The organism is Amphritea sp., assembly GCF_016744155.1.
Classification (GTDB): Bacteria; Pseudomonadota; Gammaproteobacteria; order Pseudomonadales; family Balneatricaceae; genus Amphritea.
In genome coordinates, this window is record NZ_JADGEW010000001.1 from 1 (window position 1) to 24,325 (window position 24,325).

The following is a 24,325-nucleotide window of genomic DNA, read 5'->3' on the forward strand; positions in this document are numbered from 1 at the left end:
TGATGAAAAAGATCGATATTATTAATAACAGTCGCTAGAACGTCGCTTCGCGACTGGCTAGACGCGGCTTCGCCGCTTGCTCGTAGCTAGGAGAGCCTTCTTTTTACGTAATATGGCAACGTGCTTTGTAAGCAAAAGATGAAAAGCTTTTAGCTTTAAAACAACAAAACCGCCTGACGGCGGTTTTGTTGTTTTAATCTTTCTAGCAGTAAACGAAGTTTTACGATCTAGCCACTAGCAAGCGACAAAGTCGCGCTCTAGCATCTAAACAGACTTATTCTCGTCTTCTTCCTGCATTGCCTGCTCAAACTCGCCATCTTCCTCTTCTTCATCTCGACCTTTCTTTTTAATGATAACGGCTAATATGATACCTAGCTCAAATAACAACCACATTGGAAGAGCAAGCAGCGTTTGAGAGATAACATCCGGGGGCGTTAACAGCATACCCATAACAAAGCAGCCAACAATAACGTATGCACGTTTTTGCCTTAGACTCTGAACATCTGTTAACCCGCTCCATACTAGCAACAGAGTCGCAATTGGAATTTCAAAAACCACGCCGAATGCGAAGAAAATCTTAAGCACAAAGTTAAGATAACTACTGATATCTGTCATAACCGCAACATTCTCTGGCCCCACACTGGTAAAGAAACCAAAGATCAAAGGGAAGACCACGAAATAGGCGAAAGCTATACCTGCATAAAAGAGAAAGATACTTGATGCCAGTAATGGCACCGCCAGACGCTTCTCATGCTTATAAAGCCCTGGGGAGATAAAGCCCCACACCTGATGCAAGATAAGCGGCATAGCTAGAAAAAGCGACAGTACTAAGGTCAGCTTAAAGGGAGCAAAGAAAGGCGAGGTTACATCTGTCGCTATCATACTAGTGCCTGCAGGTAACAGCGCAGTCAATGGGGCAGATACTATTTCGTAAAGGTGGTTAGCAAAGTAGAACAGGCAAAGAAAAATAACCAGAATTGCCAACATAGCCCGCATCAGCCGGCTACGCAGCTCTACTAGATGGGAAACAAAAGGCTGTTCCTGATCATTATCAGGCAGGTCTTGGTTAGGATCTATCATCGGCCTTAGAACTTTCCTCTACAGGCGGTGTTTCTACAACAGCATTCTGATCCTGATCTGACTCAGGAGCTTTCTCTTTAGGAGCAGAAATACTATTCGCAAGCGGGGAGTTACTACCCAATGCTTCAGAGAATGGCTCGCGCATCTCATCGAGCTCACGATCAAGCTCGTCTTGTTTCATGACGACCTGGCGCTTCATCTCATCAAGCCGCAACTCTTCATTAATATCAGACTGAATACCACTGATCGTGCGCTTGGCTTTACCCACCCACAATCCGACGGTACGGGCTGCAACTGGAAGCTTTTCCGGCCCCAGTACAATCAGCCCAACTACCGCAATAATAAGGAGCTCCGCAAAGCCGATATCAAACATCTGCTAGCTACCCGCTACTTGTCAGTTTTCGGCTCGTCTTTAGCCTGCTCTTTTACTTCAGCATTATCAGCCTCAGTAAATTCAGCATCACTTTCCAACTTCTTGTCTTCTTCTTTAGGCTCTTCGCTCATCGCTTTTTTGAAGCCTTTTACCGCACCGCCTAAGTCTCCACCAAGATTACGTAGCTTCTTAGTACCAAACAGTAATACAACAATGACTAAAAGAATCGCCAGTTGCCACAGACTAATACCACCTAACATATTATTGTTCTCCGTTTTACTCTGGTGCGGAAGCTTCCGCCCACTTAATTAATAGACTGTATAACGCCAGTTCTCAGCGTTCAAAAGCACCAAGAACTGTTATATTTTTACTATTTGTCAGTCCTGGAGGCCTTCTCTTCCAATCCAGACATATCGAAACGGCGTGCTAACTCATTAATTACCGCTTCAGGACGCTCACCTAAATGAGAGAGTGTCACTAGAGTGTGAAACCATAAGTCTGCAGTTTCGTAGATAACTTCACTGTTATCACCACTGCTCTGCGCATCCTTAGCCGCAAGAATAGTCTCAGTTGCTTCTTCGCCAACCTTTTCCAGAATTTTGTTCAGGCCTTTCTCATGTAAACTGGCAACATATGACTTTTCAGCTGTAGCCGCTTTTCGCTGCTCCAGAATATCGCCCAGCTGTGTCAAAACATCTTTCATATTCAGGCCTTACTTCTCATAAATCGTATTTGGATCTTTTAAAACAGGCTCAACCGGAATCCATTCACCCTCTTTTAGGGTTTTATAGAAACAGTGCTCACGCCCGGTATGACAAGCGATGCCTCCTAACTGCTCAACACTCAGCAGGATAACATCATCATCACAATCCAGACGGATATCATGTAACTGCTGTACGTGACCGGACTCTTCACCTTTACGCCATAACTTTTGGCGAGAGCGCGACCAGTAAATAGCCCGATTTTCCTGAACAGTCAGGGCAAGCGCCTCACGGTCCATCCAGGCAACCATCAAAACCTTGCCAGTAACGTGATCCTGCGCAATGGCCGGCACCAGCCCATCACTGTTCCACTTGACTTGTTCTATCCACTGTTCAGACATATCACTATTCTTTAAAATCTAGGCTGGCAAGGATACCTGATCCCCGAAGACTCCGCTATCCCCGGAAGATGGGAGGCCAAAAGACTAAGTTTTTATTGTTTCAATTCAGTGACGCAGCAGTAATATTGCCGCTACGCCACCCAACAACCAGCCAATGACAGGCAGCTCGCTGGCAATAATCAAAGGATCTTCCACTGACAACCCTATAGCGACAACCAAACAGATAAGCCCAAGCCAACGACCTCGCTGGCTTCGCTGTTGCTGTAGCTCCTGACGAGCGACACTCAATGCGAGCATATCCCGACGGCGCACATCATCAAGGTTTTTCAGCTGATTCAGAGCCTCATACGCCATCTGCGGCAAGTGAGGCATCTTATCCAACCAATCCGGTGCTTGCTGCTTCATAGAACGGTAGACCGCTTTAGGACCCATTCGTTCTTTCATCCAGCGCTCCAGGTAAGGCTTTCCCGTTTCCCACAGATCCAGTTCAGGATAGAGCTGACGTCCCAGACCTTCAATATTCAGCAAAGTCTTCTGCAACAGAACTAACTGCGGCTGAACTTCCATATTGAAACGCCGGGCTGTTTGGAACAATCCCATCAATACCATACCGAAGGATATATCCTTAAGTGGTTTTTCAAAAATTGGCTCGCAGACACTGCGGATAGCGGTCTCGAATGACTGTACATTAGTCTCCGGCGGTACCCAGCCTGAATCAATATGCAACTGCGCAACCTGACGGTAGTCTCGCTGAAAAAATGCCAGAAAGTTACGCGCCAGATAGTTCTGATCCTCTGAGGAAAGCGACCCCACTATACCGAAATCGACCGCTATATATTTAGGGGTAGAAGGATTCTCTCTGGAAACAAAGATATTTCCTGGATGCATATCAGCATGAAAAAAACTATCGCGAAACACCTGCGTAAAGAAGACCTCTACACCCTGCTCCGCCAGTTTCTTCATATCGGTATTTTGGGCTTTTAACTGCTCGATATCAGCGACAGGAATACCGTGAATCCGTTCCATTACCAACACATTCTGCCGGGTCAGATCCCAATAGATCTCGGGTACATAGAGAATCGGAGAGTTTTCAAAATTGCGCCTGATCTGTGACCCGTTGGCCGCCTCTTTTCGTAGATCCAATTCATCAAAGATAGTGTTTTCATAATCGGCAACGACTTCTACCGGCTTCAGTCTGCGTCCCTCGACCCACAACACTTCAACCAGCTGAGCGATGGTAAATAACACCGCCATATCTTTTTTAATGGTTTTTTCAATGCCCGGTCGAATAACTTTAACTACCACCTCTTCTCCGCTATAGAGCAGGGCTTCATGCACCTGCGCTACCGATGCAGAAGCCATAGGTGTAGCGTTAAATTCAGCAAATATCTCTTCTACCGGGGCACTTAGTGCCTGCTCAATAAGCCGTTGTGAATAAGCGCTTTCAAAGGGGGGAACCTGGTCCTGTAGCTTTTTCAGCTCCTGGGCCAGATCATCTGATAAAAGGTCACGCCGGGTGGATAGCATCTGACCAAATTTAATAAAAACAGGCCCTAGCTCTTCTAAAGCTAAGCGCAGACGAGCCCCTTGCGACCTTTTACCGACCGGAATCAGATAACGCCACAACATTAACTTTATCAGCAGGCGAACGTACCAGTGCAGATTGATCTGATCGAAGAGAGTATCAAGCCGGTATCGTGCAAAAACCCGTGCAATTTTAAAAATTCGGAGTAAACGTCGCACCGCAGCTGGTTCCGTAGTCAGTTGATCTGAAGAGAGGCGAGCATATTGCCCTTTCAACTCATAAGGTAAAGAGCTGCATCATACCGGAGTATCAGGAGGAATGCCTTAACCTAACTCAATCCGGTTTCGCCCTAACTCCTTCGCTTTGTATAGCGCCTTATCTGCGCGGCTAAATAACGCCTCAACACTGTCATCTTTGCGTACCTCAGCAACACCAAGAGAAAGTGTAATTTGAACCGGTTGCCCGTGGAAATTAAACGGACTTTTCTCAACCGCTTTACGAATTTTATCAACCGCCATTGCAGCCTGCTCAGCCGATGTTCCAGGCATCAAAATGACAAACTCCTCACCACCATAGCGGGAGACGAAGTCCGTTGATCGACATTGCTTTGATAAAATACTGGAAATTAACCGCAGAACTTTATCTCCCGCCTGATGACCATAGGTATCATTAATTCGCTTAAAGAGATCCAGGTCCGCCACAGCAAGTGAGAATGAGTGATTATAACGGGTCCAGCGATCAAACTCGGCAGAAACTCTCTCATCGTATCCAGCCCTGTTTGGCAACGATGTAAGCGCGTCCGTCATCGCTTTCTGTCGTTCAGCCTCAACATGCACTTTCATATGCTGGGTCTGCTCTTCCATCTGCTCCAGCCGAGTATTCATCTGGAGATATCGCTCATGCAGCCGCTTCTCCCTGTCTTCCTCTTTCTGCTTAAACAGGTCTACAGATTTAACAATATTAAGCAGCTGGGATGACACATTAGTCTTAAGCTGATTAAGATCCTTTGATGCCAATACCGCTTGCTGAATCGCCTGGACATCCTGATGGATATCGTTGCTTAGCGTAACCGCCTCTCCACTAACCTTTTCATCTTTCTGACTGGCCTCAACGAACTCCTGAACCTCAGCCAATTGACCGGTTAGGTTTCGAAGATAATTTTCGAAATCTTCGCTGTTTTGAGCACTAAGACTAGCGACCAGGCTAACAACATCCTGAATAATGGTAGACAGAGAAGATAACGTTATCCCCCCTTCTATTCGTCGGGTCAGCTCCCGGGCGCGAGACATTTCACCTTGAGGAACGTTAAGACTCGTCATTACAATCAGCAGTTCACTGCCAATCTGCTTAAGTATTTCTTCATCGTTATGGCCAAGATCATCAAGCGTCACTGCCTGCTTGCGCCCCCCATTCAGGTCATCTTCCAGTAGTGGCCCCTGGATTGTGACAAGTTCGTTCACAACACCGGAAACCTGTGCGGCCTGTCCGGTAAAAGGCTCCATGGATGATTCAACACCAGACAACCGCTGATTACTCAGATCAGTCGTTAGATTCAGGCGGAGCTGATAAACCCATTTATGCAGCCCCTGTAGCAATTCGTTGTTATTGCGCTGCTGCTCGATATCTAATCCGCGAAGTTGTTTCTCAACTAACTGAACTGTCGCAGGAGGCGTTTTTTCTTCAGTTTTTAGCTGCTTGCACAGCGTGACTAATGCACGATCCAGTACAGCCGAATGACCATCAAGCGCTACCGCCATCTGACACACAAGATGCTCTAAGCTGCGATCATCAAGTTGCACCTGAAGCACTTCCATCTCTTCAGAAAGGGACTTGTATCGTTCTTTCCAGTCTTCCTGTTCCATCACTTGCACCTGTGAACCGGTAATCAATAAGGGGATTCACTAATGTTATGCCAAACTCGGCCTGACAAGCCAGCCCACTGCACTCCGTTCTGTACTCAGAATGCAATAAAAAAGCCGCATATAGCGGCTTTTTTAAAAAAGACCTAGGTCATTTCGTGTTTCTTTCCTGAGCAATAAGATATTCAGCAACTTTCAACATTCCGGAATGACCGCCTGCCTTTTCAGCCGTGACAAGGTATTTACCGTTTATGATAAGCGTTGGAACGCTCTTAATACCATATCCTTTCAGCTTAGATGCCCCCTGATTCATCCGCATATTTACTGCGAAGGAGCCATTCATCTTAGTAAACTTAGCCTTATCGACACCCAGGTCTGCATAAAAATCAGCAAGATCATCCAGACTACGGAAGCGACGGCGCTCTTTATGCAGCGCATCAAAGGTTGGCTGGTGAGTCTTATCCACAACTTTCAGCAGGTCTGCAGTGTAATAAGCGCGGGCCAGAGGCTCCCAGGAGCGAGAGAAAACCACCGGGGTGCGAATAAAGTTCACATCATCTGACAGGTTTTTAGTCCAGCTATGCAACATAGGCTCGAAGGTAGCACAATGAGGACAAAGATAACCAAAGGCCTCTACTACCTCTACTTTGCCCTTAACAGCCGTTGGGACTGGCAATGCAATTACTTCATAATTTATTCCGGCCTTATAGTCCTCCGCCTGCGCAATCACCGCAGTGAGAACCAGCAATAAACCAATACCCAGGTTTTTTAACATATGTATCTCCACCCTTTGAGAAAATCCAAACACGTATGACAAGTCAATATGCTTCAAGTTCAGCACCGGCGCAAATAAAACTCATGCAATAAAAAAGGCAGCTTACGCTGCCTTTCCTGACTCAAAGCTGAATATCAATTCAAGCCCTGAATGTAACTGGCTACTGCCTGAATCTCTTTATCACTCAGCTTAGCCGCGATATCACGCATCATATTCTGAGGATCGTTATTACGCGTTTCAACACGGAAGCTCTTCAACTGAGTTTCTGTATACGCAGCATGCTGACCACCCAACTGAGGATAACCCGCAGACGCAATACCTTTACCCTGTGCACCGTGACAAGCGGTACAAGCAGCAATACCTTTAGACTCGACACCTGCACGGTAAATCTTCTCACCCGCTTCAACCAGATCCGCTTTAGCAGCGCCAATCTGAACTGGCTTAGAAGCGTAATAAGCTGATATATCAGCCATATCCTGATCACTCAGGTTGGTCAGCAGACCTGTCATTTCAACGACCTGACGGTCGCCAGCTTTAATTTCCTGCAGCTGTTTCAGCAGGTAACGCTCATTCTGGCCTGCCAGTTTAGGGAAATTACCAACAGCGCTATTGCCATCAACTCCGTGACATGCGCCGCATACAGCTGTTTTACCTTGCCCTGCAGCAGCATCACCCGCCGCATGTGCAACACTCATGATACTCACGCTTGCCAGTAAGGCGATCAGTAGTTTATTCATCGACTAATCCAGACTCTTGCTATAATTGCTAACGGTTTCTGCCACAATCTAAAGCTAATCAGATTGAAACAGGGCGACCTAACTAACACCCGGACTGGTGTAATATCTCAGTCACAGGTAGAATTCCGGCGGAATTATAACCTAATATCCACACAAACTGGAACGACAAATGTCTGTATTTACAGGCTGATAGGCAAAAAGTATATGTCTTTACCCCAGATTCACTACCATCTGACCCGTTTTAACACCAGTGCAAGCAAGCTCAGCCAGTGTCCTGATGACATCGGAGCCGAGGTTGCTTTTGCAGGTCGTTCCAATGCAGGCAAGTCCAGTGCGATCAATACACTGACCAATGCAAAGCTCGCCCGCACCAGTAAAACGCCGGGCCGAACTCAGCTGATAAACTTCTTCGATACCAATGTTGAGGGCGTTCGTATCGTCGATCTACCTGGCTACGGGTACGCAAAAGTCCCCATCGCCATGAAGGAGCACTGGCAAAAGCACCTGAATGATTATCTGAAAAACCGTGACTGCTTACGGGGTGTCGTATTGATGGTTGATATTCGCCACCCATTGAAAGAGTTCGATCAGATGATGATTGAATGGTGCCAAGAAGCAGAGATGCCATTACATATTCTGCTTACAAAAGCAGACAAGCTTAATCGGGGCGCGGCGCAAAACGCTACGTTGAAGCTAAAAAAGGACTTAGATGTTAAAAACACTCCTTTATTGAGCATCCAATCCTTCTCAGCACTAAAGGGTACAGGTGTTGATCAGCTCCGTGATCAGTTAAATACCTGGTTACTCGAAGAAGAATCCAAAGAAGAGAGTAAGAAAAATTAGCGGATAAACAAAAAGAAGCCCTCGAAATCATAAGGGGGAACAGAGTGATCACGAGAGCTTCAACGCATGCGTGTTACATGAGAGCCTCCCTTGGCAAGGTTTTTTGGCCCTCATAAATTATGAGTAAGGCAGTATAAAAAAGTTCCCCCCTACCCTCTGGGTAGGGTTTTATAACTCAGGCTTTTAAATATCAATGAGCCTGATCCCAATTATCTCCGCTTCCGGCTTCCACCAGCAACGGCACATCCAGATCCGCCGCCGTTTGCATCAACTCTACCAACTGCGCAGTAACCGCTTCTAGCTCAGCCTCAGGCACTTCAAGAATCAATTCATCGTGTACCTGCATAATCATTCGGGCACCGGTATCACTGTTCTGTAGCCAGTTATCTACCTTCACCATCGCTTTCTTAATAATATCAGCAGCAGTGCCTTGCATCGGCGCATTGATCGCGGTCCGCTCAGCGGCCTGACGGCGCATACCATTACTGGCTTTGATTTCGGGCAGATAGAGCCGGCGGCCGAAGAGCGTTTCTACATAACCATTTTCTGCCGCCTGCAAACGAATATCATCCATGTAACGTTGTACACCCGGGTAGGTTTCAAAGTAATGATCGATATATCTTTGCGCCTCATTACGGCCTATCCCCAGCTGTTTGGCCAAACCAAAGGCTGACATACCATAGATCAAACCAAAATTGATCGCTTTCGCACTGCGACGCTGATCGGCTGTTACCTCATCCAGAGCAACTTTAAAGACCTCAGCCGCAGTGGCCTTATGAACATCCTCTCCCTGAGCAAAGGCATTCAACAACCCCTTATCCTGCGACAGGTGAGCCATAATTCTTAATTCAATCTGAGAATAATCCGCTGCGACTAACTTATAACCTTCTGGTGCAATAAATGCCTGGCGGATTCGGCGCCCTTCGGTGGAACGAATAGGGATATTCTGCAGGTTAGGATCAGACGATGAGAGCCGACCTGTCGCGGTAACCGCCTGGTGATAGGAGGTATGAATCCGCTTGGTTGCCGGATTAATCATCTGCGGCAGTTTATCCGTATAGGTGCTCTTGAGCTTACTCAGGCTACGGTGCTCGATAATTAACTTCGGCAGCGGATAATCCAACGCCAGCTCTTGCAGAACCTCTTCCGCAGTCGATGGCGCGCCTTTAGGCGTTTTCTTAATCACAGGCAGCTTCTGCTGCTCAAACAGGATTTCCTGCAGCTGCTTAGGCGAGCTCAGATTAAAAGGACTGCCCGCTAATTCATGGGCTTGTATTTCCAGCTCCTTCAATCGGACACCGTGCTCCATGCTTTGAGTCGCCAGTTGCGTGGCATCAACCATCGCACCCTGTTGCTCCATACGCGCCATAACAGCAATCAGAGGCCGCTCAATATCTGTAAAAACGCTCGCCAATGAAGGCTCTTTTTCTAATTTGCTATACAGAGCCTGATGAAGCCGGAGCGTTATATCCGCATCCTCTGCTGCATAGGGTGCCGCCTGCTCCATCTCAATCTGATTAAATGTCAGCTGTTTCTTTCCCTTACCCGCTATCTCCTCAAACTTGACGGTCTTAACCCCCAGATAGAAGTCAGACAGAGCATCCATGTTATGGCGCGTCGCTGTAGAATTAAGCGCATATGATTCAAGCATGGTATCGAAAGCTACACCTTTAAGTTCAATACCGTATCGGGCAAGCACATTCATATCGTATTTAATGTGCTGTCCGACCTTCTTGTGGGTATCACTCTCTAACAGTGGCTTCAGCTGTTCCAATACAGCCTTACGATCAAGTTGATCCGGCGCCCCCATATAATCGTGAGCTACCGGCAGGTAAGCGGCTTTGCCCGGCTCAACAGAGAAAGACAAACCAATAAGGTTCGCCTCCATATAATTAAGGCTGTCTGTTTCAGTATCAAAGGCGAACAGATCTGCCTCACTGAGCCGCGTTAGCCAGAGATCAAATGAGGCCTGATCCAGAATCGTTTCATATTCAATTTCGGTGGGCGCTTGTGGTGAGTCCTCTGCACTGGCAGAGGTAACCGGCGCTTTCTCATCCAGATCTCTCACCCAGGTACGAAACTCACACTGCTGAAACAGCGCCATTAACTGATCATTATCGGCAACCGGAACCGGAATATCCTCGATCGCTATCTCCAATTCAAGGTCTGTTTTAATCGTGGCTAACAGATAGGATAGATCAGCGCCTTCGCGGTTATCTTCTAACTTTTTCGCCATGGTTTTTGAACCCCGAAAACCTAGCCCCGCAATTTTATCCAAATTATCATAAAGATCACTGATACCACCGATTCCCTGTAATAATGCCAGCGCAGTTTTCTCACCAACACCTGGAACCCCTGGTATGTTATCGACCTTATCTCCCATCAACGCCAGATAATCGATAATCAGCTCAGGCGGGATACCAAACTTCTCCTTTACGCCATCAACATCCATATGACTATCATTCATGGTGTTGATCAGAGAGACGTGCTGATCCACCAGCTGTGCCATATCTTTATCGCCGGTAGAGATAATAGTATCCAACCCCTTAGCGCTGGCCTCTCTTGCGAAAGTACCGATGACATCATCGGCCTCAACACCTTCAACAGCGATAAGAGGAAAGCCCATCGCCCGCACAATATTATGAATTGGTTCTATCTGGGTACGCAGGTCATCGGGCATTGGCGGGCGCTGCGCCTTATATTCCGGATAGATATCATCGCGAAAGGTTTTACCCTTCGCATCAAAAATCATCGCCACCGGACTATCGGGGTACTGCTTAATCAGGCTACGCATCATGCTGGTAACCAGGCGAACAGCACCGGTTGGAACACCTTCTGAGGTACGCATATCAGCTTGCTGAGAAGCAAAAAAAGCCCTATACAGATATGAAGAGCCATCGACTAAGATAATAGGAGAAGTATTTGCGGTCATGGTATTGCAGTCATTGTCCGTCAGGAGATATTGTTAACGGGATTGGTCCCGAGAGCCCCATCATATTCGATTCACCTCTGTCACAGAAGAGGCGTCATCAGATCACGGAGTGGTTATGAAAAAAATTCTATTACTGGCAGCCCTGTTGAGTGCCTTCTCTCTGTCCCCAATAGCCAATGCCGAAGTGCTACCGGAGTTTGATGATAATGAACCGGTGGTCACTATCCGTCAGGGGGAAAAAGCGACCTATTATGAATATCGGATCAATGGTCAACTGAAAGAGATAAAAGTGGAACCAGTGATCGGTAAGACCTACTATCTGGTTCCCGCAGCCGAAGGAGAGTTTAGCCGTTTTGATAACTCAACTCTGATGCTGCCGAAATGGATACTATTTAGCTGGTAACGCTTTAAACAAATCACTCTTTATTGGAAATAAGTAAACGCATTTATGGCCGTATACACAGATGTAAGCCGGGCTGATCTTGAAGGTCTGTTGACTAAATTCGACCTAGGCACACTAGTAGATTTTAAAGGTATCGAAGGCGGTATCGAGAATACCAACTACTTTGTCACCCTTTGTGACAACGAAGGCGACAATCAGGAGTATGTACTCACACTCTTCGAAGAGCTGAATCAGGAAGAGATGCCCTACTTTGTCGAACTAACCACCTGGCTGGCGGAGAGAGGCTGCCCGGTACCCTTTCCCTATAAAGACCGCAACGGCATTGCATTGAAAATGATGCACGGCCGTCCGGCGCTGCTCCAACCTCGTCTGGCTGGCAATCACATAGAGAAACTGACGCCTAGTCATTGTGCTCAGATCGGTACCGCATTAGCGCAATTTCATCAGGCTGGCCGTGATTTCTATCTGCAACGTCAGGCCCACCGAGGAGTGTTCTGGTGGCGCAGGGAATCTCAGCAGATAGCCCGGAAACTATCAGAAGAGGATGCAGAACTACTACGTACAGAGGTCGAATTGTTCGATCAACTGCGGGAGCAATCCTGGGCGCTTCCTCAGGGGGCTATCCATGGCGACCTATTCTTTGATAACGCGCTGTTCGATAACGATACGCTGAGCGCCGTATTAGATATCTATAACGCCTGTACCGGTTACCTGCTCTTTGATTTGGCCATCGTTGCTAATGACTGGTGTGTAAACCCGGATGGCTCTATCGATCCTCAACGCGAACAGGCACTGTTAACAGCCTACAATGAAACCCGCCCATTCGAAGAGAACGAATACCACGCCTGGCCACAATTAGTCCGCACCGCGGCGATGCGTTTCTGGCTGTCACGCTTAATTCCGGCTCTGGACCCGAACTCCACCCAGAAAATCAAAGACCCGGAAGAGTTCCGCCGGATTTTGGCTTTTCGGATCGAAAACCCGGCAACACTGCCGTAACTCGTGGCTCGTGGCTCGTGGCTCGTGGCTCGTGGCTCGTGGCTCGTGGCTCGTGGCTCGTGGCTCGAAAATATTAGTTACTGCAAATCCATAGCAACCACTTTCTTACAAAGCATTGACCTTCAAGACCACATCAAAACCAATAACGAAGGTTATTTCAAGCTACGAGCAACGGCTCTAAAAGATCTATCTAGCCTCCGGCCGTTCCGGCGGCTATAATCCCCTACTGAATATTTATACAGCTATCTGAAGAAACCCTATGGACGTATCCCATCTACTTGATTCCCTTAACGAAGCCCAGCGGGAAGCGGTCTCTGCACCCGTCTGCAATATGCTGGTACTGGCCGGCGCGGGGTCGGGTAAAACCCGGGTACTGGTACACCGGATAGCTTGGCTGGTACAGACTGAAGGACTGTCACCCTACTCTATTATGGCGGTAACCTTTACCAATAAAGCCGCTAAAGAGATGCGTGGCCGAATCGAGGAACTGTTAGGACTGAGTCCGGCAGGGATGTGGGTAGGCACTTTCCACGGGCTGGCCCACCGCATTTTGCGCGCTCACTGGCGCGATGCCGGTTTAATGGAAAACTTCCAGATTATGGATTCCGATGATCAGTTACGACTGATTAAGCGTCTGGCGAAAGAGATGAATCTGGACGACAGTCGCTGGCCTGCGCGGCAGTTCCAGAGTTATATCAATGCCCAAAAAGATGAAGGCCTGCGGGCACGGCACATTGAAGCGGGAGGCGACCCCTATGCCCAGGTTATGGTAAGGGTTTACGCCGCGTATGAAGATGCCTGTGACCGGGGTGGAATGGTCGATTTTGGTGAGTTGCTGCTGCGCTCACTGGAGCTCCTCAGAGATCATAACCCTGCCCTTCTGGAACATTATCAGGACCGCTTCCGCTATATCCTGGTCGACGAGTTTCAGGATACCAACTCTATTCAATACGCCTGGCTGAAGATCCTCTGTCAGCCGATGGACCCACGTAAGCCATTGCCCGAAAAACTGATGGCCGTCGGTGATGATGATCAGTCAATCTATGGCTGGCGCGGCGCGAAGATCGAGAACATCCAGCGCTTCAATCAGGATTTCACCAAAACGATGGTGGTTAAACTGGAGCAGAACTACCGCTCTACGAACACTATCCTGCAGGCTGCCAATGAGGTAATTCGCAACAACCAGGGCCGTCTGGGAAAAGAGTTACGTACCGATCAGCCCGATGGCGAACAGATTGCCCTCTATTCTGCCTTCAACGAACAGGATGAGTCCCGTTTTATTGTTGATCAGATCGATAGCTGGGTACGCAAAGGCAACCTGCGCAGCGAAAGCGCTATTCTGTATCGTTCCAATGCCCAGTCCCGGGTATTGGAGGAGTCACTGATACGGGCAAACATGCCCTATCGTATATACGGTGGCCAGCGCTTCTATGACCGATTGGAAATTAAAAACGCCCTCGCCTACCTACGCCTAGTAAGCAATCGGGATGACGATACCGCAATGGAGCGGGTTATCAATGTACCTACCCGGGGCATCGGCGGCAAAACCATTGAAGAGATACGTCTGCACGCCCGCACCGAAGGCGTTTCCATGTGGCGCGCGTCCAATGAAGTGATCGAGCTGAATAAGCTCTCGGCACGAGCCGCTAATGCACTGCAAGCGTTTATCGATCTGGTTAACCGCATCGATCAGGATACTGAAGGCACCGATCTGCATGAGCAAACCGAACATGCGATTCAGAAGTCAGGATTGATTGATCACCACCTGAAAGAGAAAGGTGAGAAAGCTCAGGCCCGCATAGAAAACCTTGAAGAACTGATCAGCGCTGCACGACAATACCTCTCTATCTGGCAGCCAGATAAAGAAGGCAACGAGAACAGCACGCCACTAACCGCATTCCTGGATGATGCTGCACTTGATGCTGGTGACGCTCAGGCAGATGAACATCAGGACTCCGTCCAATTGATGACTTTGCACTCAGCAAAGGGGCTGGAATTCCCACTGGTATTTCTGGCGGGCATGGAGGAAGGTCTGTTTCCCCATAAGATGTCTCTGGAAGAGGATGGGCGCCTCGAAGAGGAACGTAGACTTTGCTACGTGGGGATTACCCGAGCGATGGAGAAACTCTTTATCACCTACGCAGAGTCCCGTCGTTTACATGGCAACGAAACCTTTAACCGGCCTTCCCGCTTTATCCGAGAGATTCCTGATGAATATCTGGAAGAGGTGCGCCTGAATGCCAGTATTAGTCGCCCAGTGACGGCACACCAACAGACCCGACCATCAATGTTCGCTAATGCAGAGGTGCCTGATACTCAGATTATTCTTGGACAGCGAGTATCTCACGCCATCTTTGGTGACGGTATCGTGGTTAATTATGAAGGCTCTGGCCCCAAAGCCCGGGTTCAGGTTAACTTCGACTCTGAGGGTAGCAAATGGCTGGTTGTTGGATACGCCAACCTGCAGCCTGCTTGATTGATTGATTGATCAAGGTTAGTTACAGCATTTCATTTTACTTACGGGCATAACCGCCGATACAGTTCTCTGAAAGAGACTGAAAGGAACCGGGATGTTACACAGAATCTGGCTTGGATTTTTCCTACTGGCTTTCGCCGGCGGTTTGTATCAGTGGCTTATTGGTGGTGATGCCGACGTCTTTCAGCGCATGGTACAGTCAACCTTCGATATGTCGAGAGTCTCCGTTGAACTAGCGCTGGGACTGATAGGTACACTGGCATTCTGGTTAGGCATTATGAAACTGGCTGAAGCTGCCGGGCTGGTGGAAAAAATGGCCAACGGCCTCAGTCCGCTATTCTCACGACTGATGCCAGAAGTGCCCAAAGGCCATCCGGCAATCGGATCCATGACCATGAACCTCTCCGCCAATATGCTTGGCCTGGATAATGCCGCTACCCCCCTGGGGCTGAAAGCGATGCAGGATCTGCAACAGCTCAACCCAAGTAAAGAACACGCCACCAATGCCCAGATTCTGTTTCTGGTATTGAATACTTCATCCGTGACTCTGTTTCCAATCACGGTTTTTCTCTACCGCGCCCAGCAGGGCTCTACTGACCCAACCTCTGTTTTCATTCCCATCCTGATCGCTACCTGTTGTTCTACCCTGGCGGGGCTATTAGCGGTGGCCTGGGTACAAAAAATTCGCCTATGGGAGCGGGTAACCCTACTTTATCTGGGTGGTTTTTTTGCACTTCTACTGGCCTTTATTGGGTACTTCGCCACGCTGACCATTGATCAGTTGCAGCATCAATCATCTCTTATTGGCAACCTGATGATCTTCAGCGCGATTATCTGCTTTCTCAGCGTAGCGCACCTGAAAGGGGTGAATATCTATGAAACCTTTGTTGAGGGTGCAAAGGAGGGGTTTTCAGTCGCTATCATGATTATCCCTTACTTGCTGGCCATGCTCGTGGCGATCGGCGTATTCCGAGCCAGTGGCGTTATGGATGGGATGATATGGCTGTTACGGGAGGGAATATCGCTGCTCGGAATGGATACCCGCTTTGTTGATGCCCTGCCCACCGCTCTGATGAAACCATTGAGCGGCTCTGGCGCCCGCGCCATGATGTTGGATGCCATCGGCACCCATGGAGTGGACTCTTTTGCTGGCCGTCTAGCGGCCATTATTCAGGGATCAACAGAGACTACATTCTATGTGCTAGCCGTCTATTTCGGTTCAGTGGGAATTCGTTATACCCGGCATGCACTGGCCTGTGGACTGACAGCAGATCTGGCAGGCATTATCAGTGCAATTGTGGTGGGTTACTGGTTCTTTGGTTAACAGAACCATTATTGTCCGAAATTCAGCGCCCGAATATGTCCATGGCCATCAATAGCTACCTGTACGCATTCTGTTTCAGAGACTTTACGCAGGTCACGTCCATCGGGACAGCAACCCCATACTTCTACGTTTATCCGTAGCGAACTAGTGCCCCGCTCCTTAATCTCGGTATAGAAACTCAGAATAGTCCCTTCCAATACCGGCGCCATAAAGCTCATCGCGCCTATAGACACGGTGGCAACCCGCCCCTCTGCCGCTTCAGCAGCACGAATTTCAGCAGCAAGAACGGCCTGAGATGCAACCCATCCACCGTAAACATCACCAAACATATTGGCGGCAATCCCTGCAGCAGGACAGCGCAAGCTCAGTTCACCTTCAGGCTTTAAGAGTGTTTCATCGGTGTTCATATCAAGTCAGTTCCAGAATTAAATTTTCTTAACAGTCCATATTCTACTACCAACTACCCGACTAAGGTCTAGCAAAAAATATCGTTTATCCTTCCTGACGCACAGAATAATATTTCTCCCTGTCACATTCTTGTCACACAACCTCCTTATATTGCCATCATCGAATCAACACTGAACGTTTTAAAAGCGTATTCAAACCATACTTTGTGGAGCTTGTAATGAAACCAATGAACAAAATTTTTGCAGCTGTTGCCCTGACAGCAACGTGCATGACAGCATCTGCATCTGATCTGCTGGACGCTAACCTACCCACTTACACTAAAGCGTCTGGTGTCTCTGGCAACCTGTCTTCTGTCGGTTCAGATACGCTGGCTAACCTGATGACCCTATGGGCTGAAGAGTTCAAGCGTAACTACCCTAACGTTAACGTTCAGATTCAGGCTGCGGGCTCTTCTACTGCTCCACCAGCGCTAACCGAAGGAACCTCTAACATGGGCCCTATGTCTCGTAAGATGAAGGACAAGGAACTGGGAGCATTCGAGAAGAAGTTCGGTTACAAGCCAACTCCAGTTGCTGTAGCAATCGACGCGCTGGCAGTCTTCGTAAACAAAGATAACGCGATTGAAGGCCTGACGATTCCTCAGGTTGACGCGATCTTCTCTTCTACCCGCAAATGCGGCCTGGCTAATGACGTTGATACTTGGGCTGACGTCGGTGCTACTGGTGCAATCGCGGCTCGCAATTTCCAAATTTTTGGTCGTAACTCTGTCTCCGGTACTTACGGTTACTTCAAGAAGAAAGCGCTGTGTAAAGGTGACTTCCGTAACAACGTAAATGAGCAGCCGGGTTCTGCTTCTGTTGTACAGTCGGTTTCTACTTCTCTGAACGGTATCGGTTACTCTGGTATCGGTTACAAAACTTCTTCTGTTCGTGCGCTTGCACTGACTAAGAAAGCCGGCACTCCGTTCGTAGAAGCAACACCAGAAAACGCACTGAACGGTTCCTACCCTCTGGCTCGTGCGCTGTACGTATACATAAACAAGAAACCTGGTCAGGATCTGGCTCCTCTGGAGCGTGAATTCCTGAAAATGGTAATGTCTAAAGTAGGCCAGGAAGTTGTAGTGAAAGATGGTTACATCCCACTGCCTGCATCTCTGGTAGAAAAGCAGATGAAAGCATTGGGCCTGTAATACAGGTCTAACTTCAGGGAATTACTGATCGGCCTTATTGCGATCGAACAGTAAACCTAATCTGAAAAAAAGGAGCCCATATGGGCTCCTTTTTTGGTATGTGAAAGCTTTATTACTAAGCTGTAACATTTCTGTCATCAACAAAGTTTATCTTTGCGCCATAACTTTTATCATTGTAGAAATTTGTCATGAATATTGAGAACAACTCCGTTATTCCTGATCTGGATTTTGACTCACCAGCAGCGCGTCGAGGCCGGAAATTCCGCGCCTTTAAAGACAAGGCAGCGACAGTGGGTATTGGTCTGGGTGGTGTCAGCGTGATCATCGCTATCCTTTTGATCTTTTTCTACCTTCTTTATGAAGTGGTTCCGATGTTCCGTGCGGCTGAAGTCCAGCCCTGGGAGCATAATGAGCAAATTGTAGAGCCATATGCTGTTCCCGGCTCAGGACAAACTCTTTACATGGCGATGGAAGAGCAAGCTGAGATAGGTTTACGGGTTTCTCATCTGGGCGAACTTATCTTCTTCAGCACCCTTACCGGTGACCTGATGAAAACGGTTCAAGCTCCCCTTCCAACCGGCACCAAGGTCACCAGTTTTGCTTTAGCATCAGAAAACAGCCGCACCTTCGCACTGGGTCTGAGTAACGGCCAGGCGCTCGCGTTCAAACATGAATATAAATCCACTTACCCCGGTGGAAAGCGGGTGATTTTACCATCGATTACCTACCCTCTGGGTGAAGCGCCTATCGACGTCGCCCCGGTATCCCTAGATCAACTAGCGTTCAGTGGTGACGAGGGCAACTTTGCGTTGATCGGCGGCACACAGGAAAACATGCAAGCCGTGTTTATCTCTCAAACCGAAAATCTATTTACCGGTGAAGTTGAGCTCGAACAATCCACCACAGCACTACCTGATCTGGGCATCAAGATTAAAAAAATGCTGATGATGCCTGATCTTACATGGCTGTTTGTTGCCGCTGAAAACGGCAAAATGGCCGTTGTTAACCTCCGCGACCACGACGAACCGGTTATCTCTCAGGTTCTCGATGCCTCATCCAGTAAAATCACAACCTTTGACTTACTTCTCGGCGGAAACGCAATTCTGGTTGGCAATGAAAAAGGGAACGTCTCACAGTGGTTCTTAGTTAGAAATGACCAAGGCGAGTGGTTGATGACTAAAATTCGTGAATTCCAAACCGGTACAACTCAGGTAAAAGACCTTGCCATTGAACACCGCCGTAAGGGGTTTGCAACTATCGATACCGCCGGTGATCTCCGCATTTATAACACTACGGCTAACGATAATGTTCTGACCCATAAAGTGGCACAAGCAAACGCCTCCATGATAGCCATGGCACCCCGAGCTAACGCAGTCCTCATCGAAGAAGCTGGAAAGCTTTCCCTGCTACACATCGATAACGAGCACCCGGAAGTATCCTGGAGCGCACTTTGGGGTAAAGTTTGGTATGAAGGCCACGAAGAGCCTAAGTATATCTGGCAGTCATCAGCGGCAAACAACGACTTTGAGCCTAAATACAGTCTGATGCCACTGGCGTTCGGTACACTTAAAGCCGCGTTTTATGCGATGTTGCTTGCAACGCCTCTGGCGATCTGTGGCGCAATCTATACCGCCTACTTTATGGTGCCGTCACTACGCCGTAAGGTAAAACCATTCATCGAATTGATGGAAGCACTACCTACGGTAATCCTTGGGTTTCTGGCGGGCCTCTGGTTAGCACCGTTCATGGAAGAGAATCTTCCCGGCATCTTTGTCACTTTACTGATGCTTCCCGCAGCCATACTGGGTTTTGCCTTCTGCTGGGCGCAGATGCCAAAACAGATTCGCTGGCTGGTACCCGATGGCTGGGACGCTCTATTGCTGATACCAGTAATCATTCTGGCTACCTGGTTCAGTATCGCCATCAGTCCTTCACTTGAGCTGGTTTTGTTTGATGGCAATATGCGCCACTGGCTGACGAACGATCTAGGTATCGCTTATGACCAGCGCAACGCGATGGTTATCGGTATTGCGATGGGCTTTGCGGTCATCCCAACCATCTTCTCTATCACTGAGGATGCGATCTTTGCAGTACCTAAACATCTGAGCTACGGTTCATTAGCACTAGGCGCAACACCCTGGCAGACCCTAACCCGGGTTGTTATGCCAACCGCCAGCCCTGGTATTTTCTCAGCCGTGATGATCGGTATGGGCCGTGCAGTAGGTGAAACCATGATCGTCCTGATGGCAACCGGCAATACACCGATTATGGATGTCAATATCTTCGAGGGAATGCGTACTCTGGCGGCGAATATCGCGGTGGAGATGCCCGAGGCCGAAGTCGGTAGTACACACTATAGAATCCTGTTCCTGGCTGCCTTTGTGCTGTTTATGTTTACGTTTGTGGTAAACACCCTGGCGGAAGTTATCCGTCAGCGACTGCGCAATAAATATGGCTCCCTTTAACCTGAGTTGTTGAGGAAATATACGATATGAACATCTCAGTAAGAGAATGGTTTAAAACAGGTTCACCCTGGGTATGGATGAATGCCGGTGCGGTAGCCATTTGTATTATTATGGTTATCGGTCTGTTAGGACTAATAGCCGTTCGTGGTCTTAGCCACTTCTGGCCCGCCGATGTTATTCAAGGCACATACACCCAGAATGGAGAAACTCGTAGTATCGCCGGTGAAGTAGTAGAGACCAGCGAAGTGCTGACCAAACAGCTGGTTGAAGCAGGCATTAACATTTCCGAAGACAAGGAGTTCTCTACCCGCCACCTTCTTAAAATCGGTAACCGTGATGTTTACGGGTCTGACTTTACCTGGATATTGGAAGATTTCTTTTCCAACCAATCCCAGCCAGAAATGCTCTTCACCGCTGAACGACGTGAGTGGGGTAACTTGTATGGCTATCTGCGCACGATAAAAGAGTCTGGCACAGAGATCGCTCGTCATGACGGTAATGATAAATCAGCCGAGTATCTGTCTCTTTGGGATAACCTGGAATCGCGCATTCAGCGTGCACTGGATATTCGTGAAGATATTCTCCAAATCGAGAAACATGAGATCGGTTCGATCAACTATGAATTGGAGCGTCTGCGTCTGAAAGAACGCAGCTTGCAGCTCAAGAATGTCACCGAAGCAGCCCCTTTTGCTGAAATTGAACAGCGCCGTAAAGAGCTGGACGATGAATATGAAGGCTTGCAGCAGCGCCTGCTGGATCTGTATACAGAAATCAACCGTGACTCTATAACGGCAGAAGTTGCCAACGGTAAGGTCGTTGAGATTCAGATAGCTAAAATAGTTCGCGCCTTCCGTCCTAACGATATGAGCGTTGCTCAGAAGAGCCTCCACTATATCGCTAAAATCTGGGAGTTTGTCAGCGACGATCCCCGGGAAGCCAATACCGAAGGCGGGATCTTCCCGGCAATATTTGGCACGGTGATGATGGTTATGCTGATGTCCCTTCTGGTAACGCCTTTCGGAGTCGTTGCTGCCGTCTATCTGCGTGAATATGCTAAGCAGGGGTTTGTCACCCGGGTAATCCGTATCGCGGTGAACAATCTGGCTGGCGTACCGTCTATCGTTTACGGTGTATTTGGTCTGGGCTTTTTTGTTTACTTCCTCGGCGGTAACATCGATGACCTATTCTTCCCGGAAGCAAAACCGGCACCAACCTTTGGTACACCAGGCCTGATGTGGGCATCCCTGACACTGGCACTGCTAACGGTCCCCGTCGTTATCGTCGCGACCGAAGAGGGGCTTAGCCGCATACCCCGTGCAGTACGCGAAGGCAGCCTGGCACTGGGCGCAACTAAGTTTGAAACTCTAATGAAAGTTGTACTACCCATGGCAAGTCCAGCCATGATGACCGGGGTCATCTTGGCAATCGCCCGTGCTGCCGGTGAAGTAGCACCGCTGATGCTGGTGGGTGTTGTAAAACTGGCGCCTAGCCTGCCTCTGGATGGCAACTACCCGTTCATCCACCTGGACCAGAAATTTATGCACCTGGGTTTTCACATCTTTGATGTGGGTTTCCAGAGCCCTAACGTTGAAGCAGCGCGGCCACTGGTATATGCCACCGCTCTACTGTTGGTTGCGGTCATCGCTCTGCTGAACATGTCAGCAATTGCGATCCGTAATCACCTCCGAGAAAAATACAAAGCACTGGAAATGTAACCAATGAAGAATATATTTAATAACTCATTGCGATTCGTAATCAGCAGCTTTGGAAAAAAATACAACGCGCTTGAGATGTAAGCCGAACACTAGATAGGTTTAATGATGACTATGGAAGCTAAAACCCATTCAATCGATATTTCCGCGCTGCAGCGTCAGAAGCAAAGCCTGCGCATGGAAGATGAAACTATCGCCCTGACGGTACGCGATCTCGAGCTTTATTATGGCGAGAAGCGTGCGCTTCATGGCGTCAGTATGGATATTCCCAAAAACAGGGTGACCGCCTTTATCGGCCCATCCGGTTGCGGTAAATCTACCCTACTGCGTTGCTTTAACCGGATGAACGATCTGGTCGACAGCTGCCGCATCGAAGGTCAGATGAGTCTATACGGCAATAATATTTATGAGCGGGGTGTCGATGTTGCTGACCTGCGCCGTCGTGTCGGTATGGTTTTTCAGAAACCAAACCCGTTCCCAAAGAGCATCTATGAAAACGTTGCCTACGGCTTGCGTATCCAGGGCATTAAGAAGAAACGTTTAATCGACGAAACGGTTGAGTGGGCGTTGAAGTCGGCAGCCTTATGGGACGAAGTAAAAGACCGTCTTCATGAAAGCGCTCTGGGCCTCTCCGGTGGTCAGCAGCAACGCCTGGTAATCGCTCGTACTATCGCGGTAAAGCCTGAAGTATTACTGCTGGACGAGCCGGCATCAGCACTGGACCCGATCTCCACACTAAAGATCGAAGAGCTGATCAACGAGCTGAAAAAAGACTTCACTATTGTAATCGTAACCCACAACATGCAGCAGGCAGCACGGGTTTCTGATTACACAGCATTTATGTATATGGGTGATCTGATTGAGTTTGGCGTAACAGATAATCTGTTCACCAACCCGGAAAAGAAACAAACTGAAGACTACATCACCGGTCGTTACGGTTAATTAGGGGAGTATTACAGTGAGTTACGAACAGGACCGTCATAGCAACCACATTTCCCAGAGCTTCAATGAAGAACTGGAGCAGATCCGTACAGAACTACTGACGATGGGTGGTTTTGTTGAGCGTCAGTTAAGCGACGCCGTTGAAGCCCTGGTAGAGGGCGACACCGAGCAGGCTGAGCAAGCCCGTAAAAGCGATCAGGCGATCAACGACATGGAGATGATGATCGATGAGCAGTGCACACTGATCATCGCCCGCCGTCAGCCTGCCGCGGCAGACCTGCGTCTGATTATCTCTGTTAGCAAGGCGGTCAGTGACCTTGAACGGATTGGCGATGAAACCAGTCGGATCTGCCGTTACGCTATCGAGTTGGCGGATGAAGGTAAAAATGTCCGAGGCTACCAAGAAGTTCGCCATATCGGTAACCTGGTGCGCGATATGCTACAGAACTGCCTTACTGCCTTTGCTCGCAGCGATGCTGAAATGGCCTACAAGGTAGCAAAGCAGGATAAAGAGGTCGATTCTGAATACCGTACAGCGATGCGTTCTCTGATGACCTATATGATGGAGGATCCGCGTTATATCTCCAGCATCATGAATGTTATCTGGGTACTGCGAAGCTTGGAGCGTATCGGTGATCATGCCCGTAACATGGCTGAACATCTGATCTATCTGGTCAGTGGTACCGATGTACGACACAGTACCCTGAAAGAGATCAAACGAACGGTCCGCAAAGTAGAAGAAAAGAAGTAACTACTTTCATATCGTTAAGAATCCAGCTTCAACTATCAAAAAAGGCAGCCATAGGCTGCCTTTTTATTATCAGCAGCGCAGAAAATTAATCAGCAGATCTGATCTGCAAGCTGATCTGTCCACTACTGGTTGGCTGTGCGGAGAGTAAAACACCCCCGGCCTGATATCGCCCGGTGTTTTTCAATTCTGAAATAACCTCTTGGGGAATATTTCCACCGCTCCAACCGGGTACCAACTGTTTCATCAACATAAGAAAGGCACCATCGATCTCCCAAAGGTCCCCTTTCATATCGCATACCGCTTCACCCGTTTTACCGCCTCGGCCCCCCAGCTTCCCCTGAGGCCCTCTCTTTAGCTCAACTGACACACAACCACCCTTAATTCTGTGTAAATAATATTTGGCGTACAACACAGCCCGCACAACATAGAA

The 24,325-nt window shown here is 48.5% G+C and carries 22 protein-coding genes; 10 read left to right on the top strand and 12 right to left on the bottom strand.

Annotated elements, in window-relative coordinates; genetic code table 11:
• Nucleotides 1-264 precede the first annotated feature (264 nt).
• From tatC to QZZ54_RS00045, 9 genes are all read right to left on the bottom strand, one after another.
• Nucleotides 265-1,080 (bottom strand): twin-arginine translocase subunit TatC, encoded by an 816-nt coding sequence (tatC, locus tag QZZ54_RS00005; protein WP_290696817.1) that lies wholly within the window; start codon nucleotides 1,078-1,080, stop codon nucleotides 265-267.
• Complete coding sequence (gene tatB, locus QZZ54_RS00010; protein ID WP_290696821.1) at nucleotides 1,067-1,453, bottom strand: Sec-independent protein translocase protein TatB; 387 nt, start codon at nucleotides 1,451-1,453, stop codon at nucleotides 1,067-1,069. The genes tatC and tatB overlap by 14 nt, the downstream gene beginning before the upstream one ends.
• Before the next feature lie 14 nt (nucleotides 1,454-1,467).
• Nucleotides 1,468-1,713: a Sec-independent protein translocase subunit TatA gene (gene tatA, locus QZZ54_RS00015; RefSeq protein ID WP_290696824.1), complete on the bottom strand. Its 246-nt coding sequence runs from the start codon at nucleotides 1,711-1,713 to the stop codon at nucleotides 1,468-1,470.
• Nucleotides 1,714-1,823: 110 nt separating this feature from the next.
• Nucleotides 1,824-2,156, bottom strand: coding sequence for a phosphoribosyl-ATP diphosphatase (locus QZZ54_RS00020; protein ID WP_290696827.1), 333 nt, complete (start codon nucleotides 2,154-2,156; stop codon nucleotides 1,824-1,826).
• A 9-nt stretch (nucleotides 2,157-2,165) separates the two neighbouring features.
• Nucleotides 2,166-2,555, bottom strand: a complete 390-nt coding sequence (gene hisI, locus QZZ54_RS00025; protein WP_290696829.1) for a phosphoribosyl-AMP cyclohydrolase — start codon at nucleotides 2,553-2,555, stop codon at nucleotides 2,166-2,168.
• Nucleotides 2,556-2,660: 105 nt separating this feature from the next.
• A complete protein-coding gene (gene ubiB / locus QZZ54_RS00030; RefSeq protein WP_290696832.1) occupies nucleotides 2,661-4,298 on the bottom strand; it encodes a ubiquinone biosynthesis regulatory protein kinase UbiB in 1,638 nt (545 codons plus the stop codon).
• 105 nt (nucleotides 4,299-4,403) lie between these two features.
• Nucleotides 4,404-5,942 (bottom strand): GGDEF domain-containing protein, encoded by a 1,539-nt coding sequence (locus QZZ54_RS00035; protein WP_290696835.1) that lies wholly within the window; start codon nucleotides 5,940-5,942, stop codon nucleotides 4,404-4,406.
• A 148-nt stretch (nucleotides 5,943-6,090) separates the two neighbouring features.
• A complete protein-coding gene (locus QZZ54_RS00040; RefSeq protein WP_290696838.1) occupies nucleotides 6,091-6,714 on the bottom strand; it encodes a thiol:disulfide interchange protein DsbA/DsbL in 624 nt (207 codons plus the stop codon).
• Between the two features lie 134 nt (nucleotides 6,715-6,848).
• Nucleotides 6,849-7,451: a c-type cytochrome gene (locus tag QZZ54_RS00045; protein ID WP_290696841.1), complete on the bottom strand. Its 603-nt coding sequence runs from the start codon at nucleotides 7,449-7,451 to the stop codon at nucleotides 6,849-6,851.
• A gap of 204 nt (nucleotides 7,452-7,655) precedes the next feature.
• Here QZZ54_RS00045 and yihA point away from each other — a divergent pair, with 204 nt between their 5' ends.
• Nucleotides 7,656-8,294 carry a ribosome biogenesis GTP-binding protein YihA/YsxC gene (yihA, locus tag QZZ54_RS00050; RefSeq protein ID WP_290696843.1) on the top strand — a complete coding sequence of 213 codons (639 nt, stop codon included), beginning with the start codon at nucleotides 7,656-7,658 and terminating at the stop codon, nucleotides 8,292-8,294.
• Nucleotides 8,295-8,484: 190 nt separating this feature from the next.
• Here the strand turns inward: yihA and polA are convergent, their stop codons facing one another.
• A complete protein-coding gene (polA, locus tag QZZ54_RS00055) occupies nucleotides 8,485-11,226 on the bottom strand; it encodes a DNA polymerase I (protein ID WP_290696846.1) in 2,742 nt (913 codons plus the stop codon).
• A 115-nt stretch (nucleotides 11,227-11,341) separates the two neighbouring features.
• On the opposite strand from polA, the gene QZZ54_RS00060 reads away from it, so the two are divergent.
• The 4 genes from QZZ54_RS00060 to QZZ54_RS00075 all read left to right on the top strand — a co-directional run bounded on the left by QZZ54_RS00060 (nucleotide 11,342) and on the right by QZZ54_RS00075 (nucleotide 16,428).
• Nucleotides 11,342-11,629: a DUF2782 domain-containing protein gene (locus QZZ54_RS00060; RefSeq protein WP_290696849.1), complete on the top strand. Its 288-nt coding sequence runs from the start codon at nucleotides 11,342-11,344 to the stop codon at nucleotides 11,627-11,629.
• Nucleotides 11,630-11,674: 45 nt separating this feature from the next.
• Nucleotides 11,675-12,628 (top strand): homoserine kinase, encoded by a 954-nt coding sequence (locus tag QZZ54_RS00065; RefSeq protein WP_290696851.1) that lies wholly within the window; start codon nucleotides 11,675-11,677, stop codon nucleotides 12,626-12,628.
• 259 nt (nucleotides 12,629-12,887) lie between these two features.
• The gene (gene uvrD / locus QZZ54_RS00070; protein ID WP_290696853.1) at nucleotides 12,888-15,104 is read left to right on the top strand and encodes a DNA helicase II; all 2,217 of its coding nucleotides are present in this window, start codon (nucleotides 12,888-12,890) and stop codon (nucleotides 15,102-15,104) included.
• 94 nt (nucleotides 15,105-15,198) lie between these two features.
• Nucleotides 15,199-16,428, top strand: coding sequence for a spore maturation protein (locus QZZ54_RS00075; protein ID WP_290696855.1), 1,230 nt, complete (start codon nucleotides 15,199-15,201; stop codon nucleotides 16,426-16,428).
• Between the two features lie 8 nt (nucleotides 16,429-16,436).
• Here the strand turns inward: QZZ54_RS00075 and QZZ54_RS00080 are convergent, their stop codons facing one another.
• A complete protein-coding gene (locus tag QZZ54_RS00080) occupies nucleotides 16,437-16,835 on the bottom strand; it encodes a hotdog domain-containing protein (protein ID WP_290696858.1) in 399 nt (132 codons plus the stop codon).
• 218 nt (nucleotides 16,836-17,053) lie between these two features.
• Here QZZ54_RS00080 and QZZ54_RS00085 point away from each other — a divergent pair, with 218 nt between their 5' ends.
• From QZZ54_RS00085 to phoU, 5 genes are all read left to right on the top strand, one after another.
• Entirely contained in the window at nucleotides 17,054-18,025 is a 972-nt protein-coding gene (locus QZZ54_RS00085; protein WP_290696861.1) for a phosphate ABC transporter substrate-binding protein PstS family protein, read from the top strand.
• A gap of 188 nt (nucleotides 18,026-18,213) precedes the next feature.
• The gene (locus QZZ54_RS00090) at nucleotides 18,214-20,490 is read left to right on the top strand and encodes an ABC transporter permease subunit (RefSeq protein ID WP_290696864.1); all 2,277 of its coding nucleotides are present in this window, start codon (nucleotides 18,214-18,216) and stop codon (nucleotides 20,488-20,490) included.
• A gap of 26 nt (nucleotides 20,491-20,516) precedes the next feature.
• The gene (gene pstA / locus QZZ54_RS00095; protein ID WP_290696866.1) at nucleotides 20,517-22,205 is read left to right on the top strand and encodes a phosphate ABC transporter permease PstA; all 1,689 of its coding nucleotides are present in this window, start codon (nucleotides 20,517-20,519) and stop codon (nucleotides 22,203-22,205) included.
• 105 nt (nucleotides 22,206-22,310) lie between these two features.
• Nucleotides 22,311-23,144, top strand: coding sequence for a phosphate ABC transporter ATP-binding protein PstB (pstB, locus tag QZZ54_RS00100; protein WP_290698174.1), 834 nt, complete (start codon nucleotides 22,311-22,313; stop codon nucleotides 23,142-23,144).
• A 16-nt stretch (nucleotides 23,145-23,160) separates the two neighbouring features.
• Nucleotides 23,161-23,895: a phosphate signaling complex protein PhoU gene (gene phoU / locus QZZ54_RS00105; protein WP_290696869.1), complete on the top strand. Its 735-nt coding sequence runs from the start codon at nucleotides 23,161-23,163 to the stop codon at nucleotides 23,893-23,895.
• An 85-nt stretch (nucleotides 23,896-23,980) separates the two neighbouring features.
• Here phoU and QZZ54_RS00110 read toward each other — a convergent pair whose 3' ends face one another.
• The gene (locus QZZ54_RS00110; RefSeq protein WP_290696872.1) at nucleotides 23,981-24,262 is read right to left on the bottom strand and encodes a hypothetical protein; all 282 of its coding nucleotides are present in this window, start codon (nucleotides 24,260-24,262) and stop codon (nucleotides 23,981-23,983) included.
• Nucleotides 24,263-24,325 lie beyond the last annotated feature (63 nt).